We start from the raw sequence: 17322 nt of genomic DNA, 5'->3' as shown, positions 1-17322 counted from the left end.
GCCGGTCTGCTGGTGGTTTTTATGCTGAGCGGTTGTTTCATCATCACGCCGGTGGTCGGCGTCAGCAATCTGATCAACGATTTCGAGAAGTACTGGGAACAGGAGAGCGCTGTCGGGCTGGGAGCTCTCTACACCGAGCCGGCGTTTGTAGGCGGAACCAGTTACACCAGAAACCAGATAGGGAGTCTGTACGGCCTGGTATTTCTCATTAAGGATGTGAGTTACTTCGAATTCCTTTCAGATAAGAATATCTCTTTCAAAACCGGTTTGAATGAGGCCGACGTGACTTTTTTTGCGAGAATCGGTTATATGGACGGCACGTTCGTCGAAAACAACTACAACTGGACCGTCGTGAAGATCGGCAATAAATGGTACATAACTCAAAGCAACTCCCTATAGTCGCAATCGGGGGACCGTACAAATGAAAATTGCGGCCGTTCTCGGCCGACTTCTAGCCGTTGCATCGACATATCTGTTCAACAAAAAAGCCCCGGACTCCGGGGCTTTTCTTCATCCATTGACCAGTTTCATCGGCTCTCCGCAGCAGACCAGCTCGCCGCCGCCGACTTCCTTCACTTCCACGACGTTTCCGCAGATCTCGCAGCGATAAACCTCTCCAACTTTTTTAACTTTCACCTTCTCAACTCCTTTCGGTAGTAAAACCATACGTTGCTTCTATCAGTCAAAACGATAAATGGAGGTGTAAGAATGGAACGAGTTTTTTTCACCGTGCTCCTTACGATCTTTGTGGTGGCGCTGGCCGCATCGCTGACACCTTATAGTGAAGCCACTTTTTCCAGCTATCTCCAGGACGGAGCCTATGTTTATGGAGGGAGTGTAATGCTCGGCTGGGACGTTACTGTCCGTGGCAGCTCACTGGTTCTCAACAACATAGACATCTGGTTCTCGAGCAGGAACTCCGGCGGTAGTATAGGAATCAAATCCGCGCCGTACATAGAGATCGTGAGCTATAACGTTTATCTGGGAACCACCCCCACCCCTCAACTTTACACCAGTACGGCATCGAACAGGGTCATGATAGACAGGCTGTCTCCGAATATGACCTATTACTGGCAGATAGTGGCGGTGGATAGAAACGGCAAACGTTATTCCGGACCCATCTGGTACTTCGTGACAAGGTAACCGGGAAAAGCGTCTCAAATAACGAGATTGGGTGGCTCTTTGCCTTCGAGAACGGCCGCTACGTTTCGTCCGACCATTATGGCCATTTCCCTTCTGGCCTCGTTGGTGGCCGATCCGAGGTGAGGCAGGAGAACCACGTTTGGAAGATCGATCAGCTCCTGCGGCACGAACGGCTCCTCCTCATAGACGTCGAGCCCGGCGCCGGCTAATTTTCCGTCCTTGAGAGCCTTGATCAGTGCCTTTTCATCTATAACGGCTCCGCGAGAGGTGTTGATGATTATCGACTCCGGCTTGATGAGAGAGAGTCTCTTTTCGTTGAGCAGATGGTATGTCTCACCCATGAGCGGTACATGTAAAGAGATGAAGTCGGAGCTCTTGAGTAACTCTTCCAGACTAACGTGTTTAACGCAGAGTTCTTCCTCCTCCGATTGCAGGAGAGGCTTTCTGTTGTGATAGACGATGTTCATGCCGAAGGCATGCGCTCTGCTCGCCACGGTCTTTCCTATCCTGCCCATCCCAATTATTCCCAGGATCTTTCCCTTGAGGGCGGGGCCCTTGAGCAGGCCGGGCTTCCAGCCTTCGAATTTGCGCTCTCTCACTAATCTGTCGCCCTCGACTATCCTCCTGCTGGTTGCCAGCAGCAGAGCCATGGTGAGATCGGCGGTCGCATCGGTCAGGGCGCCCGGAGTGTTGGTCACTCTTATTCCTCTCTTTCTGGCCTCTTCTATGTCTATGTTGTTGTACCCAACCGCGTAGTTGGCTATCACTTTCAGTTTCGGCAGCGACGAAATAACTTCGGAATCTATCCTGTCCGAGAGCAGCGAAATGAGCGCAGAGGCGTCGCGGGCCCCTTTGATTATCTCCTCTTTGCTTAGAAAACGGTCCTCGTTGTTTCCGGAGATTTCGTAGTTCTTGAGAAGAAGCATACCTTCATCGGGGATTCTGTAAGTGTAGAATATTTTGTCCATTCAGGCACCTCCTGTGATAATGATATCATCTTGTATTTGAAGAAAAAGACCGGAGAGAGAGACCTCTCCGGTCTTGAAAGGTTACAAAATATCCAGCTTTATTCCAAGCTCATCAGTATCGACCGACACAGTGGCTCCTTCCTGGAGTTTACCGTCTATTATCATATCGGCCACGGGTCCTTCTATGGTTCTTTCTATAAGACGTCTCACCGGCCTCGCACCGTACAGTTTATCGTATCCATTCTCAGCCAGGTACTCGACGGCCCCGTCGGTAACGTCTATACATATGTTCTGCTCTCTTAATCGCTCTTCTATCTCCGAGAGCTGTAACCTGACTATTCCCTTCATCGCCGAAGGGTCGAGCGGTTCGAAGAGAACGATGGCATCCAGTCTGTTAAGGAACTCCGGTCTGAACGTTCTGCGAAGTTTTTCACCGGCTATTTCCCTGGCCCCGGGATTCTCCTGTATATCCGCCAGCTCTTCCGAAGCGATGTTGCTGGTCATTATTATGATCGTGTTGGCGAAGGAGACTGTCTTCCCCTTGCCGTCGGTCAACCTTCCATCGTCCATGGTTTGCAGAAGCACGTTGTGAACGTCGGGATGGGCCTTTTCGATCTCGTCCAGCAGGACCACCGAGTAAGGTCTTCTTCTGACGGCCTCGGTCAACTGTCCGCCCTCGTCATAACCCACATAGCCCGGAGGGGCGCCAATCAGTCTGGATACTGTGTGTTTCTCCATGTATTCCGACATATCCAGCCTCACCATAGCCTCCTCGCTTCCGAAGAGAAGGAAGGCCAGCGTTTTGGCCAGCTCGGTCTTTCCCACCCCGGTCGGTCCCATGAAGAGAAAGGAGCCCCATGGTTTATCGGGATCTTTCAAGCCGGCCCTTGCGCGGCGTATCGTCTGGGCTACCACATCGACGGCTTCGTTTTGATCCATGAATCTCTCGTGTATCAGCGATTCCAGGTTCTTCAGCCTGTCGCGTTCCGACTGGAGCATCTTTCCGGCCGGTATTCCCGTCCACTGCTCTACTATAGAGGCCACTATATCCGGTGTGACCATACTGCTGATAGATTCGCTCGTTTCCCATCTGGTTTTTTCGGCCAGATACTCTTTCTTGAGCTGCTCGGCTCTGGTTTTCGATTCGGCGGCCGCTTTGTAATCGCCTTTCTCGGCCAGCGCGGTGATCTGTGCGTCCAGTTCCTTCAGTTCCCTGTCCATGGACCTCAGGTCGTCCGGCATATAGCCGGCCTTAAGCCTGACGAAGGACGCGGCCTCGTCTATGAGGTCGATGGCCTTGTCGGGGAGGTATCTGTCGGGGATATATTTCACGCTCAGGTCGACGGCCGTCTTCAGCGCTTCATCGGTTATCTTTATCTCGTGGTGTTTCTCGTAGGTCTCTTTCAGGCCTTTCATTATTTCGTAAGCCTCTTCTGTGGTCGGCTCATCGACCAGCACCGGCTGGAATCTTCTCTCGAGCGCTCTGTCTTTCTCTATGTATTTCCTGTATTCGTCGAGAGTGGTGGCACCCACGCACTGGAGTTCGCCCCTCGCCAGGGCCGGTTTCATGAGGTTAGCCGCGTCCATCGAGCCTTCGGCCGAGCCGGCGCCGACTACGCTGTGGATTTCGTCTATGAAGAGGATCACGTCGCCGGAGAGCTTCTTCACCGAGTCGATTATATCCTTCATCCTCTCTTCGAACTCTCCACGGAACTTCGTTCCGGCTACCAGTCTTCCCATATCGAGGGCGAGGACTCTCTTGTCTTTCAGGTAATGCGGAACGTCTCCGCTCACTATTCTCTGGGAAAGACCCTCCACGATCGCCGTCTTCCCCACACCCGGCTCACCGACCAGGGCCGGGTTGTTCTTAGTTTTCCTGCCTATGATCTGAATAACCCTGCGAACCTCGTCCTCCCTGCCGATCACGGGCATCAGTTTGCCTTCTCTGGCCAGTTGTGTCAGGTCTATAGTGTATTTCTTCAGGGAGTTCACGTTTTCGCTCTCTTCCGATTCGGCCACGTTTCTCCTTTTCAAAATGAGAGAGTAGATATTGTCTATATTGATGCCGTACTTCTGAAGGAGTCTGCTGGCGACCGCCGAAGTCTCCCTTACCATAGCCAGGAGTATGTGTTCCGTTCCGACCTTGGAATCCTGCATCCTTCTCGACTCGCTCCTGGCGTTTTCCAGTATGTGTCGGGCCTCGGGAGTTATGAAGATCTGGCTGGTCGATTGACCGGAGCTGCCGTAGCGGCCAATTACCTCTTCGACGTCCCTTCTCAAAGCCTCTGTATTACCGTTTTTCTCCTTGAGAATATCCACGGCTATATTGTCGTCATCTTCGAGCATCGACAGGAGTATGTGTTCGGAGGCCAGCTGATTCTGTCTGTAACGCGTGAGTATATCCTGTACATCCATCAGTATCTTTTTTGCCTTTTCGGTGTATTCGTCGTAGTTTATCATTCTACACCTCCAAAAAAGGGGCGCCTTCGAGCGCCCCCACCATCCTTCAGCCTCTTCAGTCGATCTTGACCTGAACGGCTTCTTTCTTGACTTCCTCTTTCTTTGGAAGCTCGATCTTCAGAACACCGTCTTCGTACCTGGCTTTTATCTCTTCCGAGCTAACATACTCGGGTAGTCTGAAGATCCTCTGGAAGGACCCGCAGCAGCGCTCGTAGCGGTGGTAGTCCCTTCCCTTGTCCTCTCTTTCGAGCTTTTTATCGCCCCTTATCGAGAGTATATCTTCCTCTACTTTTATCTCCAGTTCGTCCTTCTTTATCCCGGGTACATCCATTTCGATGAAAACCGAGTTGTCCTTTTCGTAGATATCGACTTCCGGACTGATCATAGAGGTCTCTCTGGGCTGGTTGTTAAACCCTCTGAAGGCTTCGTTGAAAAGTCTGTCCATTTCCTTCTGGATCTCTTCGAACGGTCTGAAAACATCACTTCTTCTGATAGCCAACATTTTGAACACCTCCGTTTTTATATTATTTTCACTGATTGTCTTCCGGCGGTATGTACTCGGCGCCGCCGTCATTAACTTCGCCGCCATTTTCGGGACCCTGGTCGGTCTTTACCTGAGTCTTCTGGTAAACGCTCTGCCCGACCCTCATGCTCTCCTTCTGGAGCTGATCGAAGAGCAATTTCACTCTCTGTATATTGTCCTGGTTTATCGCGTCTCTCAGATCTTTCACAAGTCCTTCCAGCTTTCCCCTGTCCTCGGAAGAGATCTTGTCGCCGCTATCCTTAAGGAGCTTTTCTATGCTGTAGGCGAGTTGGTCGGCCTGGTTCTTCAGTTCGATTTCCTGTTTCTTCTTCTTGTCCTGTTCTTCGTATTTCCTGGCGTCTTCGACGATTCTCTTTATATCTTCTTCGGACATCTTCTGTCTTCCGCTAACCACCATCGACTGTTCTCTGTTGGTTCCAAGATCCTTTGCCGATACGTGAACTATTCCGTCGCTGTCTATATCGAACGTTACCTCTATCTGGGGGATTCCCCTCGGGGCCGGCGCTATACCGGTGAGCTTGAAACTTCCCAGCGCCACATTGTCTCTGGCCATAGATCTTTCGCCCTGGTAAACGGCAACTTCCACTTCTGTCTGTCCGTCTGCCGCTGTCGTGAAGACCTTGGACCTTTTGACCGGCACCGTAGAGTTCCTCTCGATGATCGGTTCCAGCAGGCCACCCATTACTTCAACTCCCAGAGTGAGGGGGGTTACATCCACCAGAACGAGATCGCTTTCCACACTTCCGGCGAGGATACCGCTCTGGAGAGCCGCCCCGACCGCAACGGCTTCGTCCGGGTTGATGTTCTTGTTGGGTTCTTTGCCGAATATCGACTTGATGAAACTCTGGACCATGGGAATTCTAGTGGAGCCACCGACCAGGAGTATCTCGTCCACTTCTTTTGGAGAGACTTTGGCATCGCTCATGGCCCTCTCTATCTGTTCTCTGGTTCCCTCGACCAGGTCTTTGATCAAAGATTCGAAGGTCGATCTGGTGATCTTCATCTCCAGGTGGAGCGGTCCGTCGGCCGTCGCGGTTATGAAGGGTAGAGAGATCTCCGTTTCGTACTTCGCCGAGAGCTCGATCTTGGCCCTTTCTGCGGCATCCTTCAGCCTCTGGAAGGCCTGCTTGTCTTTTCTGAGATCGACGTTGTTTTTCTTCCTGAAGTCCTCGGCGATGTAATCGATGAGCAACTGGTCGAAATCGTCTCCTCCGAGGTGGTTGTTTCCCGAGGTCGAAAGAACTTCAACTACTCCGTCTCCTATGTCTAGCAGCGACACATCGAAGGTTCCGCCTCCCAGGTCGTAAACGATGATCTTTCTGTCTCCCTGCTTCTTATCGATGCCGTAGGCAACCGCCGCGGCCGTCGGTTCGTTGATTATTCTCAGAACTTCCATTCCGGCGATTATACCGCCTTCCTTGGTGGCCTGTCTCTGCGCGTCGTTGAAGTATGCCGGACAAGTGATAACGGCCTTCGTAACTTTTCCGCCGAGATAAGCTTCGGCGTCGGCCTTCATTTTTTTGAGTATGTACGCGCTGATCTCTTGCGGAGTGTAGTCTTTCTCATCTATCTTTATCGTGTAATCCGAACCCATTTTCCTTTTGATCGATCTGACCGTTCTATCGGCGTTCAATATAGCCTGTCTCTTCGCCGGCTCTCCGACGACTATCTCTCCAGTCTTGCTGAAGGAGACTATCGAAGGTGTGGTCCTGTTTCCTTCGGCGTTGGGTATCACCTCAACGCCGCCATCCTGCTTTACCCATGCTATGACCGAATTGGTCGTGCCTAGATCGATTCCTACTGTGTATTCTTTATTTGCCATCTTGTTCCCCTCCTTGCGCAGCTCAACGCTTCTACATTTATATTATAGGTAAGAGTTTGTGCACTGTCAACAAGAATAGTTATAAATTATATACTATCAAAATGCCTATGATAAAAGAGATATATAGTGATAAATAATATCATAATCATAATGTATAGCGTTCTTAGCTATAGACTGACAAGAAGAAGATCCGACTTTTGATATCCTCGTTTTTCACCGCAAAATAGGGATAGAGATTGATTCGCAAGAGTCAGCCCGTGCTACCACCATCTATTCCAGGCTTTTATCCCGGTCGAAATATGTAAGAATAGAGTATAGTTTCTCAATCAGGAAGGAGTGAGTCATTTTGAACGATACGGTATCAATAATCATCGACTGGGCTGTCAGGATAGGGGTAAGCTTACTCATCTTCATAATAGCCCGGTGGTTATCTAAGATCTTCTACAACGGGTTCATGAAACTGTCCAAGAAAACGGGTATAGTGAACGTCCAGTACCAGAGGACTCTGAAGACATTGTTCAACATCGCTTTCTTCGCACTGGCCATTTTCATAATCGTATCCGTGCTTTTCAAGAACCTTACCCCGGTTTTGACCGGGCTCGGAGTTTCGAGCATCATAATAGGTCTGGCGATCAAGGAGCCTCTGGAAAACTTCATCTGCGGGATTCTCATTATGCTCAATAAACTCATAATAGAAGGAGAGGCCGTGGAGATCTCCGGCCAGTCAGGCTCGATCGTCGAGATCAAGTTGAATCATGTACTTCTGAAAACGTGGGACGGAAAGATGATAACCATGCCCAGCCGATCGGTCTGGACGGCAACGATAGTCCACTTCTGGCCGGAGAATATAAGGCGGAACGATCTTAACGTCGGTGTTTCTTATTCCAGCGATTTGAACAAGGTCATGAAGGTACTCGAGGAATCGGTCAATTCGTATGAGAAGCTCTACAAAGACGAAAGCCATAAGCCGGTGATCCAGTTCACAGGATACGGCAGCTCGTCGATAGATTTCGTGGTCCGTTTTTGGGTTGAAAGGAGCAATTTCGTCAATTCCAGCACGGATCTGGCGAAGATAATAAAGACGAAGTTCGACGAAAACGGCATAGAGATTCCCTTCAGTCAGATCGATCTACATATCAAGAGGGATTAGTTCAAGGCGTTGAGCCAAACGGCTTCAGATAACACCGAATGACGGAAAGGCTGGGTTACAGGAGCTTTATCACTACTACCAACTGTTCCGCCCCTGAACAGCGAGCTTTTTCATACAACACTTAACCGCTCTCCGGTTTCAACGGAAACTCACGTAGCTGAGATGATAAAATCTTCATTATGATATCGATGGAGGTTCATGATGCGAAGATACGCTTTTCTTCCGGTTGTTTCACTGATGATCATTTTTCTGACAGGCTGTCCCAAAGTGGATATTCATTATTCCCTCAGCGGGGTTATCAGGCCATATTCAGGTGAGGAAGGGTTCACGGTTCAGAGAAAGGGTTATGTTCCGGAGCTGACGGCCGAAGATATCGAAAGAGGCTTCACCGACGAATACGCAGTGATCTTCGACAGCGGTTACGATTCGACGATACTGCCGGGGGCGGAGGTTCTGGGCGAATTCTCCTCGCGCGATGGTTCGGTGGTCATCTCGACCGTCAGGACATCCGATCCGCAAGCCCTTGCCGCAATCGAAGGCGTCAGGTCCGTGCAGAGAAACATGTTGTACACTTTGCAATCGGTGACTACCGTGCCGGATGATCCTCTCTACACAGATCAGTGGGGTTATCCCATGGTACAGATGGAGGAGGCGTGGACTATCGCTAAAGGTTCTCCGACGGTGGTCGTGGCCATTATCGACTCCGGTACCAGACCGGACCATCCCGACCTGCAGGGAGTGTTTCTTCCCGGGTACGATCTGATCGACGACGATGACGATCCGACCGACAACCCGAACCCCGGTCGACAATCCCACGGTACACACGTAACCGGAACGATCACGGCCGTTACAAACAACGGCACCGGCGTGTCCGGAATGACCTGGGGAAGGTATCCGACCGTGATGCCCATAAAAGTCTTCGACAACGGTGGAAATACAACCGATACAATCATCGCCGAGGGGATAATCTACGCCGTGGATCACGGGGCGAAGGTGATCAACATGAGCCTGGCCGGACCGGACACCGAGGCCGTGAGGCTGGCGGTGGAGTACGCTTACGCCAACGAAGTGATGATGATAGCGGCAGCCGGTAACTACAACACTTCCTATCCGTACTATCCGGCCTCTTACGATGAAGTCATCTCGGTTAGCGCGGTCGGGCCGACCATGGAAAGGGCCAGTTACTCGAACTACGGAGACTCCATAGATTTCGCCGCCCCGGGCGGGGATTCTAAAGTCGGAGGTCAGACCGGTACGATTATCAGTACGGGCTACACTTCCGCGGGAGGAAATGGTTACACCTATCTTTCCGGAACTTCCATGGCCTGTCCGCACGTGACCGGCCTGGTCGCGCTCCTGATGGGAGAGGGATACATAGGAAGGGATTCGAACGGCGAAGAGATAATCAGGAAGATAATCAGGAAGACAGCGCTGGATCTGGGCGATCCAGGATGGGACGAGTATTACGGTTATGGATTGATTCAGGCCGCAAATGCCCTGTCCTTCATCGAGGAGAAGAGACCTTTCGTGGTGCAGGTGTTGAGCATCGGAGGCTCGGTGCTGGCCCAGAGCGATGTCAGGCCGGACGGCTCTTTCAAGATCGGCGGCTTGAAAGACCAGAACATCAAGTTGAGGGTCTGGCGTGATGTCAACGCGAATGGAGTCATAGACAAGGGCGATCTGGTTGGCTACGCGGGCTATAGCGGATGGGAACCGGCCTTCGAGAATGCCGCCCTGCTCTTTTACAATTCCAGCGGAGAAAAGGAGCTGGCAGGACCGGTCAACTTCTCACCTGTAATGTAAAAAAGAGACTCCCGATCGGGAGTCTCTTTCTTTGTGATTGCCCGTATAAATGGCGCTCAGCCTATAGTCGAAAACACAACGCTGAGGGGAGTCTCGTTCGAAAGGTTGTCCGATACAGGACAGCGATCCTCGACCACTTTTACCCATCTCTCCAGAGTTTCTTCGTCGGCGTCGCTATCGACCTTCATAGTGGCCGTTATATCTTTGAAGCCGGCCCTGTCGTCCTGGGATTTTCCCATAAGCCTGGCCGCGTTCAGCGGACCGGAGACATCTATCTCGAGTTTCTTTATAGAAAAGCCCATCTCTCCGGCCACCATGTGACCCACCACGTTGAGACAGCCGGCCAGGGCGGCCAGTACGTACTCTACCGGGTTGGCTCCCCGGTCCTCCCCGCCCAGGTTTGGCGGTTCGTCCACTATCATGTTGAAGCTTCTGGCTTTCACCGAAACCCTCGCGGGACTTTCCGACATCGCTCTTACTCTAAAATTGGCATCCGGCATATTTTATACCTCCTGTTGTGATTTCTTTCACATTTATTATACATTCTTTCAGCGTGCCGAATGTTAAGCCGACATAAATTATCGTTTCTATACCCTTACCCACAACGCACCACGCACAACCAACAACATTTCTTAAGAGGATTCCCGACTTCTTATGAGCGAAGCGATACTAAATAACGTGTCCGAAGACAGTGGGAATTTCTGTGGTCAATCTGCCAGGTTTATGATAATGTCTGTAAGAACGAAGGTTGTTGAGAGAAACACAGGTATTTATAACTGGGGAAAAGAACACCCGGTAATATATAGGTAGCATCTGTACGAAAGGGAGATACACGATAAACCAACTCCAGAAGGAGGAAAGTATATGAGAAGAATTCTTTCAATTTTGATTTTCTTTTTGGCCGCCTTTAGCGCGCTTTCGGTAGAGAAAATAGTCGTTGCCGTCATGCAGGACCCGGACTTTCTCGATCCGCACAGGGCGGCGGCCTCGGGAACATACGAGATGATGTTCAACGTGTTCGAAGGTCTCCTGAAACCCGATTCGAAGGGGAACGTGGTTCCGGCGATCGCCGAGAGCTATTCCATCTCTCCCGACGGTCTCACATACACTTTCAAGCTCAGGGAGGGAGTCAAGTTTCATAACGGCAGAGAGGTGACTATGACCGACGTTCTCTACTCCTTTAACAGGTTGAAGGGGAGCGGCGAAGTCAGGGGACTTTCTTCGGATTTCGAGAAGTTCGTATCCGAAATCGAAGCCACCGACGATATAACCGTGGAGATCACTCTGAACACTCTGAACACAGACTTCCTCGAAAAGTTCATAATCGCGATAATTCCGGCAGACAACCCTGATCACGAAAGGAATCCCATAGGGACAGGCCCGTTCAAATTCGTCACTTACCAGCCGGGCCAGCGGGTGGTAATCGCAAAGTTCGACGAGTACTGGAATCCCGATCTTCCGCTGGTGGACGAGGTCGAATTCAGGATAATACCGGACAACCAGGCCGCGCTCATGAGCTTCATGGCCGGGGAGGTCCAGATGCTTCCCAGGCTGGATGCGATACAGGCCGATATTCTGATGGGCAAATACAACCTAATAAGTGCCGAACAAAACATGGTGCAGCTTATGGCCATGAACCTCGCAAGAGAGCCCTTTGATGATCTGAAGGTGAGAAAGGCTATAAACCTGGCCATAGACAAGGAAGAGATCATAGAGATAGTCGCCAACGGTTACGGTACGGCGCTAGGTTCCAACATGTCGCCGATAATGGAGAGATACTACCAGGAAGGGCTAGAAGATTACTACAAAACCGATGTCGTCGCGGCCAAATCGCTTCTCGCTCAGGCCGGCTACCCGGAAGGATTCAAGACGAAGATAACTGTCCCCTCCAACTACCAGTTCCATGTCGATACGGCTCAGGTAATCGTCGAGCAACTGAAAAAGGTAGGAATCACGGCCGAAATCGAGTTAATAGAGTGGAGCATATGGCTGGACAGGGTTTACACGGGAAGAGATTATGAAATGACAATAGTGGGGCTCACCGGGAAGCTCAGCGCGTACGATATCTTGAAGAGGTACCTGAGCGACTATCCGAGGAACTTCTACAACTACTTCAACCCCCGGTACGATGAGCTGGTCAACTCAGCCATAAAGCAGACAGATATAGACAAAAAGGCCGCGCTCTTCAAGCAGGCGCAGGTGCTGCTCACAGAGGAAGCCGTCGCCGTATATATAATGGACCCGAACTTCATTGTGGCACTAGCGCCGAACCTTTTCGGGTACAACGTCTATCCTCTTTACGTGCAGGATATGTCCACACTATACTACAAGTAGAACCGGAGAAACCCGTGTATATATACCTCAGAAAGCTCTTTGCGATGCTTGCGACGGTTTTCCTGGTCTCGATGATAACGTTCGTCACTTTCGAGATCATCCCGGGAGACCCCGTACTGGCAAGGCTGGGGGTCGATGCCGATGAAGCCAAGATCAGAGCGCTTTCCGAGGAGCTGGGACTGGACGAGCCGCTTTCTAAAAGGTTTTTTGGGTGGATTACAGGCCTCTTCACGGGCGATCTGGGTCAATCGATAAGATACTCGAGGCCCGTCTCGGAATTGATACTAGATAGATTGCCGGTGACACTCTCGCTGGCGTTGATCTCCATGGCTTTGATTGTGATTATCGGCGTGCCTCTGGGAATCTTGAGCGCCAGATACGGCGACAGACTGCCCGGTATTTTGATCTCCGTCATCTCGCAGATAGGTATGGCCGTGCCTTCCTTCTGGACAGGCATAATCCTGATGTATATTTTCGGCCTCACTCTCAGGTGGGTCTCGCCGGGAGGTTACACACCCTGGAGCGTCGATCCCGTGGAGGCTTTCAAATCGCTTCTGCTTCCGGCCGTGGCGATCGCCCTTCCTTCGATTGCAGCCGTGATAAGATACACCAGGAACACCGTGATGGAGCAGATGAAAAACGACTATGTCAGACTCGCCTTCTCCAAAGGTCTGAAGATGAACGCCGTGCTTTTCAGACACGTTTTGAAGAACGCGCTGATTCCGGTTATCACCGTTCTCGGAATGATCACGGCAAACATTCTCGGCGGCAGCATAGTGATAGAACAGGTCTTCACTTTGCCCGGGGTCGGGAGACTCCTGATCAACGCTATATCGGTGCGCGACCTCCCGTTGGTCCAGGGGATGGTACTGTACATTTCGCTGGTGATAGTCGTGACGAATTTTCTGATAGATATCGTTTATACACTGATCGACCCCAGAATCAAGCTCAGGTAGCGGAGGAGCGATGAAGAGAAAGAGAGTGAGTCTTTACATAGGAATATCCATAATCGCTTCGTTGCTCGCAATGATGCTGGTGAGTCTTTTCTACACGCCGTATCCGGTAACCGAGATGAACCGTAACGAAAGGTTTGCCCCTCCCTCCGCCAAACACCCACTGGGAACCGACAACTTCGGGAGAGATGTTCTCAGCAGGATCATGAAAGGTTCACAAACGGCCTTCTTAGTGGGTCTGATCGCGGTATCGGTGGGAGGTATATTCGGGGTTATCATAGGAGCCATTGCCGGTTATTTTGGCGGAATACTGGATGAATTCATAATGAGACTGATGGACGCGATGATGGCCTTTCCGGGAATTCTCTTCGCCCTGATGTTCGTCTCAATCTTCGGGGTCGGTATAAGAAACACGATCATAGCGATAGGTATCATGTCGATTCCCTCTTTCGCCAGGATAACCAGGAGTGGATTCATTCAGCACAAAGAGTTCGAATACGTTAAAAACGCACGGGTCAAGGGCGTCTCGAACTTAAGGATAATGTTCAGCCACATATTTCCGAACGTGCTGTCTCCTATAATTGTAGCGGCCTCGATGGGCTTTTCCAGCGCCGTGCTCTCAGAGGCGGCCCTGAGTTACCTGGGTCTTGGGATTCAGCCGCCCGATCCTAGCTGGGGCAGGATGCTCAACGAGTCGCAGTCCTTCATAGCTCTCAGTCCATGGTACACCATAGCGCCGGGGATCTTCATAACACTGATAGTTCTTGGTTTCAATTTCCTGGGCGACGGTATCGCCGATCTCCAGGACAGGCAGCAGTAGGTGTAAACGTGGAGCGAATAATCTCAGATAGGGCTCTCCTTCAGGTGAGGGATCTGAATATCTCCTTCACCACGGCTAAGGGAGACTTCCCGGCGGTCAGGGGGATCTCCTTCGATGTCGGGAGAAACTCTATCGTAGGTCTGGTAGGGGAATCGGGTTGCGGAAAAAGCGTGACTGCCCTGGCCATCATGAGACTCCTTCCGGGAAACGCCCGGCTTTCGGGTACGATCGACTTCTCCGGCAGGAATATAGTCGCGATGCACGAGGAAGAGATAAGAAAACTGCGCGGCAGCGAGATTTCCATGATCTTCCAGGAACCGCTTACCTCGCTAAATCCCTTGTGGAAAGTCGGTAGACAGATCGACGAGAACCTGAAGATGCACACCGAACTGAAGGGCGATGATAGGTTTCAAAGTGTTGTAGATATCATGAGAGACGTGGGGCTGCCCGACCCGGAGAGACTATACCACAAATACCCCCACGAACTGTCCGGCGGAATGCGCCAGAGGATAGCCATCGCCATAGCCGTAGCCTGCAGGCCGGCCCTGATAATCGCAGACGAGCCGACGACGGCGCTCGACGTCACTATCCAGGCACAGATACTCCAGCTGCTGAAGGATATAAACAGAGAGAAGGGCTCCTCCATAATCTTCATTTCCCACAACTTCGGCATAATAAGAGAGATATGCACATCGATCTGCGTGATGTACGCCGGGCATCTTGTGGAGATCGCCCCGACCGAAAAGCTCTTCTGTGAACCGCGTCATCCCTACACGATAGGTCTTATGAAGGCAATTCCGAAAACCGATTCCAAAGGCAAGGAACTTTACGACATCCCCGGAAAAGTGCCGTCGATAACCGATACGCTTCCCGGCTGTCCCTTCGAGCCCAGGTGTGAATACGCCTTCGAAAGGTGTAAAAGGGAGTTGCCGCAATTCGAAGTTCTCGGAGAGCAACACGAGTCGAGATGCTTCCTGGCCGGTGAGCTGCGATGAGCGGCATAATTCTCGAAGTCAGAGACCTCGTGAAACACTACCCGCTGCGAAGGACGAAGCTGCTGGAGAGCCCGGGCAGAGTCAGGGCTCTCAACGGTGTCTCCTTCGCCATAGCGAGGGGAGAGTCCTTCGGACTGGTCGGGGAATCGGGCTGCGGAAAGACAACGGCCGGCCACACGATAATAAAGCTGCTCGAGCCGACAGATGGGAAGATATTTTTCGAGGGCAAGGATATAACAACTATCAAGGGCGAGAGATTGAAAGATCTCAGGAGGAAGATCCAGATAATCTTTCAGGATACCGCCGGCTCTCTCAACCCCAGGAAAACTGTGAAGTGGATCCTGAGTGAGCCTTTACGCGCACAGGGTGTGAGAAACCGCCTGGAGATCGAAAGGACAATCCGGGAAAGCCTGGAGCTGGTGGATCTGGACGAGAGTTTCCTGGATCGTTACCCACATGAACTGTCGGGCGGGCAGAAGCAGAGGATCGGCATACTGGGCGCTTTGATTCTCGAGCCGGAATTCATCATAGCGGATGAACCCGTTTCGGCGCTGGACGTCTCCATACAGGCCCAGATACTCAACCTGATGAAAAACCTTCAAAAGAGGCTTTCGCTGACCTACCTCTTCATATCCCACGATCTCGGCGTAGTACATTTCTTCTGCGACAGGATAGCCGTGATGTACCTCGGAGAGATCGTTGAAATGGCTGAAGCGACGGAGCTGTACGTCAATCCCTGTCATCCATACACGCAGTCGCTACTCTCGGCGATACCGGGAGAGAATGCCGCGAGCCAGCGGATAATCCTTCAGGGGGACGCACCCGATCCGACCAACCCTCCACAGGGCTGTCCCTTCCATCCCAGGTGCTTCAAAAGAATGGAGATATGCACTCACACCAGACCAAGGAGCGTCGAGGTATCGAAGGGGCATTCGGTTGGCTGTCATCTCTACCCGTGAAATGGAGCGCCTCCCCGGACGGACGGTTCACTTCTTGATAAACGTGTTTTCGTTGAGTTCTCTGAAAGCCTGATCGAGCTCCTGACGGGTGTTCATCACGATGGGACCTCCCCATGCGATAGGTTCTTTAAGTGGTTTGCCAGAAAGCAGCAAAAACCTGATCCCTTCATCGCCGGCCTTGACCCAGAATCCGTCGCCTTCGTCGAACAAAACGGCCCGTTTGCTGGTTATGGATTCCATTCCTGTCGGATCGAAGAGTCCCTCGCCCTGAAGAATATAGATGAACAGAGTCGAGTCTCTCTGGCTTTCGAAAGACCAGTCTCTTCCGGCCGCGACCTCGACATCCAGATAGGTAGCTTTCACATACCTTCCTTCAAATGCGCCATTCGAGTCTCTGTAACGACCCGCGATGATGCGTACTCTGCTCCCGTCTTCATCTACGACAGTAATGTCCTCGCTTTTTATGTCGCCGTACTGAGGATCTACCATCTTGTCTCTGGCGGGCAGATTTAGCCATAGCTGAACACCGAAGAGCCTCTCGCTCGCCTTGGGCATCTCCTGATGGATTATCCCCGATCCGGCCGTCATCCACTGGCAATCGCCGTCGAGAATGCTGCCGCTGTTTCCAAGGCTGTCTCCGTGCTCTATATCCCCGCTTATGAGGTATGTTATCGTCTCGATACCACGGTGTGGATGCCAGGGAAAGCCTTTCGTGTAATCGTCCGGGTTTGTGGAGTCGAAGGCGTCCAGCATAAGAAAAGGGTCGAACTCTGCGGTATCTCTATAACCGATCACCCTTACCAGTTTCACCCCGGCTCCATCGACCGCGTCCTTGCCTGTAACTATCTTTCGCACGGTGCGCAATTGCTTCATAGGAATCTTCTCCTCTCATAAATCCTATTACAATGATACCATCGGTGGGTATCTAACAAACGAAGCGGCCGTCCCCCAACCTACCACGACGGTTATACGGAGCTGTATCGTCAGCTTTCCGCATCAACTATTTAATGGTGAAGGTGTAAACTCGGTTCATGGAGATTCTAAGGGGTAAAGTCGCGGCAGCCGTGACGGCTATAATATGTTCGATACTCTGGGGAAGCGCCTTCCCGGTTCTCAAGATCGGTTACGAAGAGATGGCCATCGCTTCCGACGATATTTCGGCGAAGCTGGTTTTCGCCGGTCTGCGTTTTTTGGGCGCCGGGCTGATGGTACTGCTTCTTTCGATTCCCTTCGGCAGAAAGGAAAGACAGAAGTTCACGGCCGGGGATTACCTCCACTTCATAGCTCTGGGTACGATGCAGACCTTCCTGTTGTATTTCTTCTTTTACAACGGTCTCAGTTACACCACCGGCATGAAGTCCTCGATAATCA

General features: G+C 51.5%; 17 protein-coding genes. 10 read left to right on the top strand and 7 right to left on the bottom strand.

Annotated features, from left to right (window positions below; translation table 11 throughout):
* Positions 1-399: hypothetical protein (locus PKX57_RS08265; RefSeq protein WP_472416756.1), on the top strand; the 399-nt coding region annotated here is incomplete at its 5' end.
* Positions 400-510: 111 nt separating this feature from the next.
* Here PKX57_RS08265 and PKX57_RS08260 read toward each other — a convergent pair.
* On the bottom strand, positions 511-636 hold the full coding sequence (locus PKX57_RS08260) for a desulfoferrodoxin FeS4 iron-binding domain-containing protein (RefSeq protein ID WP_472416754.1): 126 nt from the start codon (positions 634-636) through the stop codon (positions 511-513).
* A 72-nt stretch (positions 637-708) separates the two neighbouring features.
* Here PKX57_RS08260 and PKX57_RS08255 point away from each other — a divergent pair, with 72 nt between their 5' ends.
* On the top strand, positions 709-1143 hold the full coding sequence (locus tag PKX57_RS08255) for a hypothetical protein (RefSeq protein ID WP_472416752.1): 435 nt from the start codon (positions 709-711) through the stop codon (positions 1141-1143).
* Between the two features lie 14 nt (positions 1144-1157).
* Here the strand turns inward: PKX57_RS08255 and PKX57_RS08250 are convergent, their stop codons facing one another.
* The 4 genes from PKX57_RS08250 to dnaK form a co-directional block, all read right to left on the bottom strand.
* A complete protein-coding gene (locus PKX57_RS08250) occupies positions 1158-2111 on the bottom strand; it encodes an NAD(P)-dependent oxidoreductase (RefSeq protein ID WP_214047307.1) in 954 nt (317 codons plus the stop codon).
* A gap of 81 nt (positions 2112-2192) precedes the next feature.
* Positions 2193-4571 carry an ATP-dependent Clp protease ATP-binding subunit gene (locus tag PKX57_RS08245; protein ID WP_472416750.1) on the bottom strand — a complete coding sequence of 793 codons (2379 nt, stop codon included), beginning with the start codon at positions 4569-4571 and terminating at the stop codon, positions 2193-2195.
* 55 nt (positions 4572-4626) lie between these two features.
* Complete coding sequence (locus tag PKX57_RS08240; protein WP_472416748.1) at positions 4627-5073, bottom strand: Hsp20/alpha crystallin family protein; 447 nt, start codon at positions 5071-5073, stop codon at positions 4627-4629.
* A gap of 28 nt (positions 5074-5101) precedes the next feature.
* Positions 5102-6937 carry a molecular chaperone DnaK gene (dnaK, locus tag PKX57_RS08235; RefSeq protein WP_472416746.1) on the bottom strand — a complete coding sequence of 612 codons (1836 nt, stop codon included), beginning with the start codon at positions 6935-6937 and terminating at the stop codon, positions 5102-5104.
* 346 nt (positions 6938-7283) lie between these two features.
* Between dnaK and PKX57_RS08230 the strand changes: the two genes are divergently transcribed.
* On the top strand, positions 7284-8087 hold the full coding sequence (locus PKX57_RS08230) for a mechanosensitive ion channel domain-containing protein (RefSeq protein ID WP_213921008.1): 804 nt from the start codon (positions 7284-7286) through the stop codon (positions 8085-8087).
* Between the two features lie 201 nt (positions 8088-8288).
* Complete coding sequence (locus tag PKX57_RS08225; protein ID WP_470745573.1) at positions 8289-9890, top strand: S8 family serine peptidase; 1602 nt, start codon at positions 8289-8291, stop codon at positions 9888-9890.
* Between the two features lie 56 nt (positions 9891-9946).
* On the opposite strand, the gene PKX57_RS08220 is transcribed toward PKX57_RS08225, so the two are convergent.
* Positions 9947-10390 carry an OsmC family protein gene (locus tag PKX57_RS08220; RefSeq protein WP_213921006.1) on the bottom strand — a complete coding sequence of 148 codons (444 nt, stop codon included), beginning with the start codon at positions 10388-10390 and terminating at the stop codon, positions 9947-9949.
* Positions 10391-10754: 364 nt separating this feature from the next.
* Here PKX57_RS08220 and PKX57_RS08215 point away from each other — a divergent pair, with 364 nt between their 5' ends.
* Genes PKX57_RS08215 through PKX57_RS08195 form a run of 5 tightly spaced genes read left to right on the top strand, consistent with a single transcriptional unit; the run spans position 10755 to position 15951 of the window.
* On the top strand, positions 10755-12224 hold the full coding sequence (locus tag PKX57_RS08215) for an ABC transporter substrate-binding protein (RefSeq protein ID WP_472416744.1): 1470 nt from the start codon (positions 10755-10757) through the stop codon (positions 12222-12224).
* A gap of 14 nt (positions 12225-12238) precedes the next feature.
* Positions 12239-13180, top strand: coding sequence for an ABC transporter permease (locus tag PKX57_RS08210; RefSeq protein WP_472412981.1), 942 nt, complete (start codon positions 12239-12241; stop codon positions 13178-13180).
* 10 nt (positions 13181-13190) lie between these two features.
* Positions 13191-13997, top strand: a complete 807-nt coding sequence (locus PKX57_RS08205) for an ABC transporter permease subunit (RefSeq protein ID WP_214075283.1) — start codon at positions 13191-13193, stop codon at positions 13995-13997.
* A 44-nt stretch (positions 13998-14041) separates the two neighbouring features.
* Positions 14042-14992 (top strand): ABC transporter ATP-binding protein, encoded by a 951-nt coding sequence (locus PKX57_RS08200; RefSeq protein ID WP_472416742.1) that lies wholly within the window; start codon positions 14042-14044, stop codon positions 14990-14992.
* A complete protein-coding gene (locus PKX57_RS08195) occupies positions 14989-15951 on the top strand; it encodes an oligopeptide/dipeptide ABC transporter ATP-binding protein (protein ID WP_213921001.1) in 963 nt (320 codons plus the stop codon). Before PKX57_RS08200 ends, PKX57_RS08195 begins: the two co-directional genes overlap by 4 nt.
* A gap of 27 nt (positions 15952-15978) precedes the next feature.
* Here the strand turns inward: PKX57_RS08195 and PKX57_RS08190 are convergent, their stop codons facing one another.
* Entirely contained in the window at positions 15979-16824 is an 846-nt protein-coding gene (locus PKX57_RS08190; RefSeq protein WP_213921000.1) for a pirin family protein, read from the bottom strand.
* 158 nt (positions 16825-16982) lie between these two features.
* Between PKX57_RS08190 and PKX57_RS08185 the strand changes: the two genes are divergently transcribed.
* On the top strand, positions 16983-17322 hold a 340-nt coding region (locus PKX57_RS08185; protein WP_472416740.1), incomplete at its 3' end, for an EamA family transporter.

Origin of the sequence: Mesotoga sp. (genome assembly GCF_035363035.1) — a bacterium.
In the GTDB taxonomy this organism is placed as follows: domain Bacteria; phylum Thermotogota; class Thermotogae; order Petrotogales; family Kosmotogaceae; genus Mesotoga.
The sequence above is the reverse complement of the archived record's forward strand: the minus strand, read 5'-3'. Positions and strand labels throughout refer to the sequence as shown.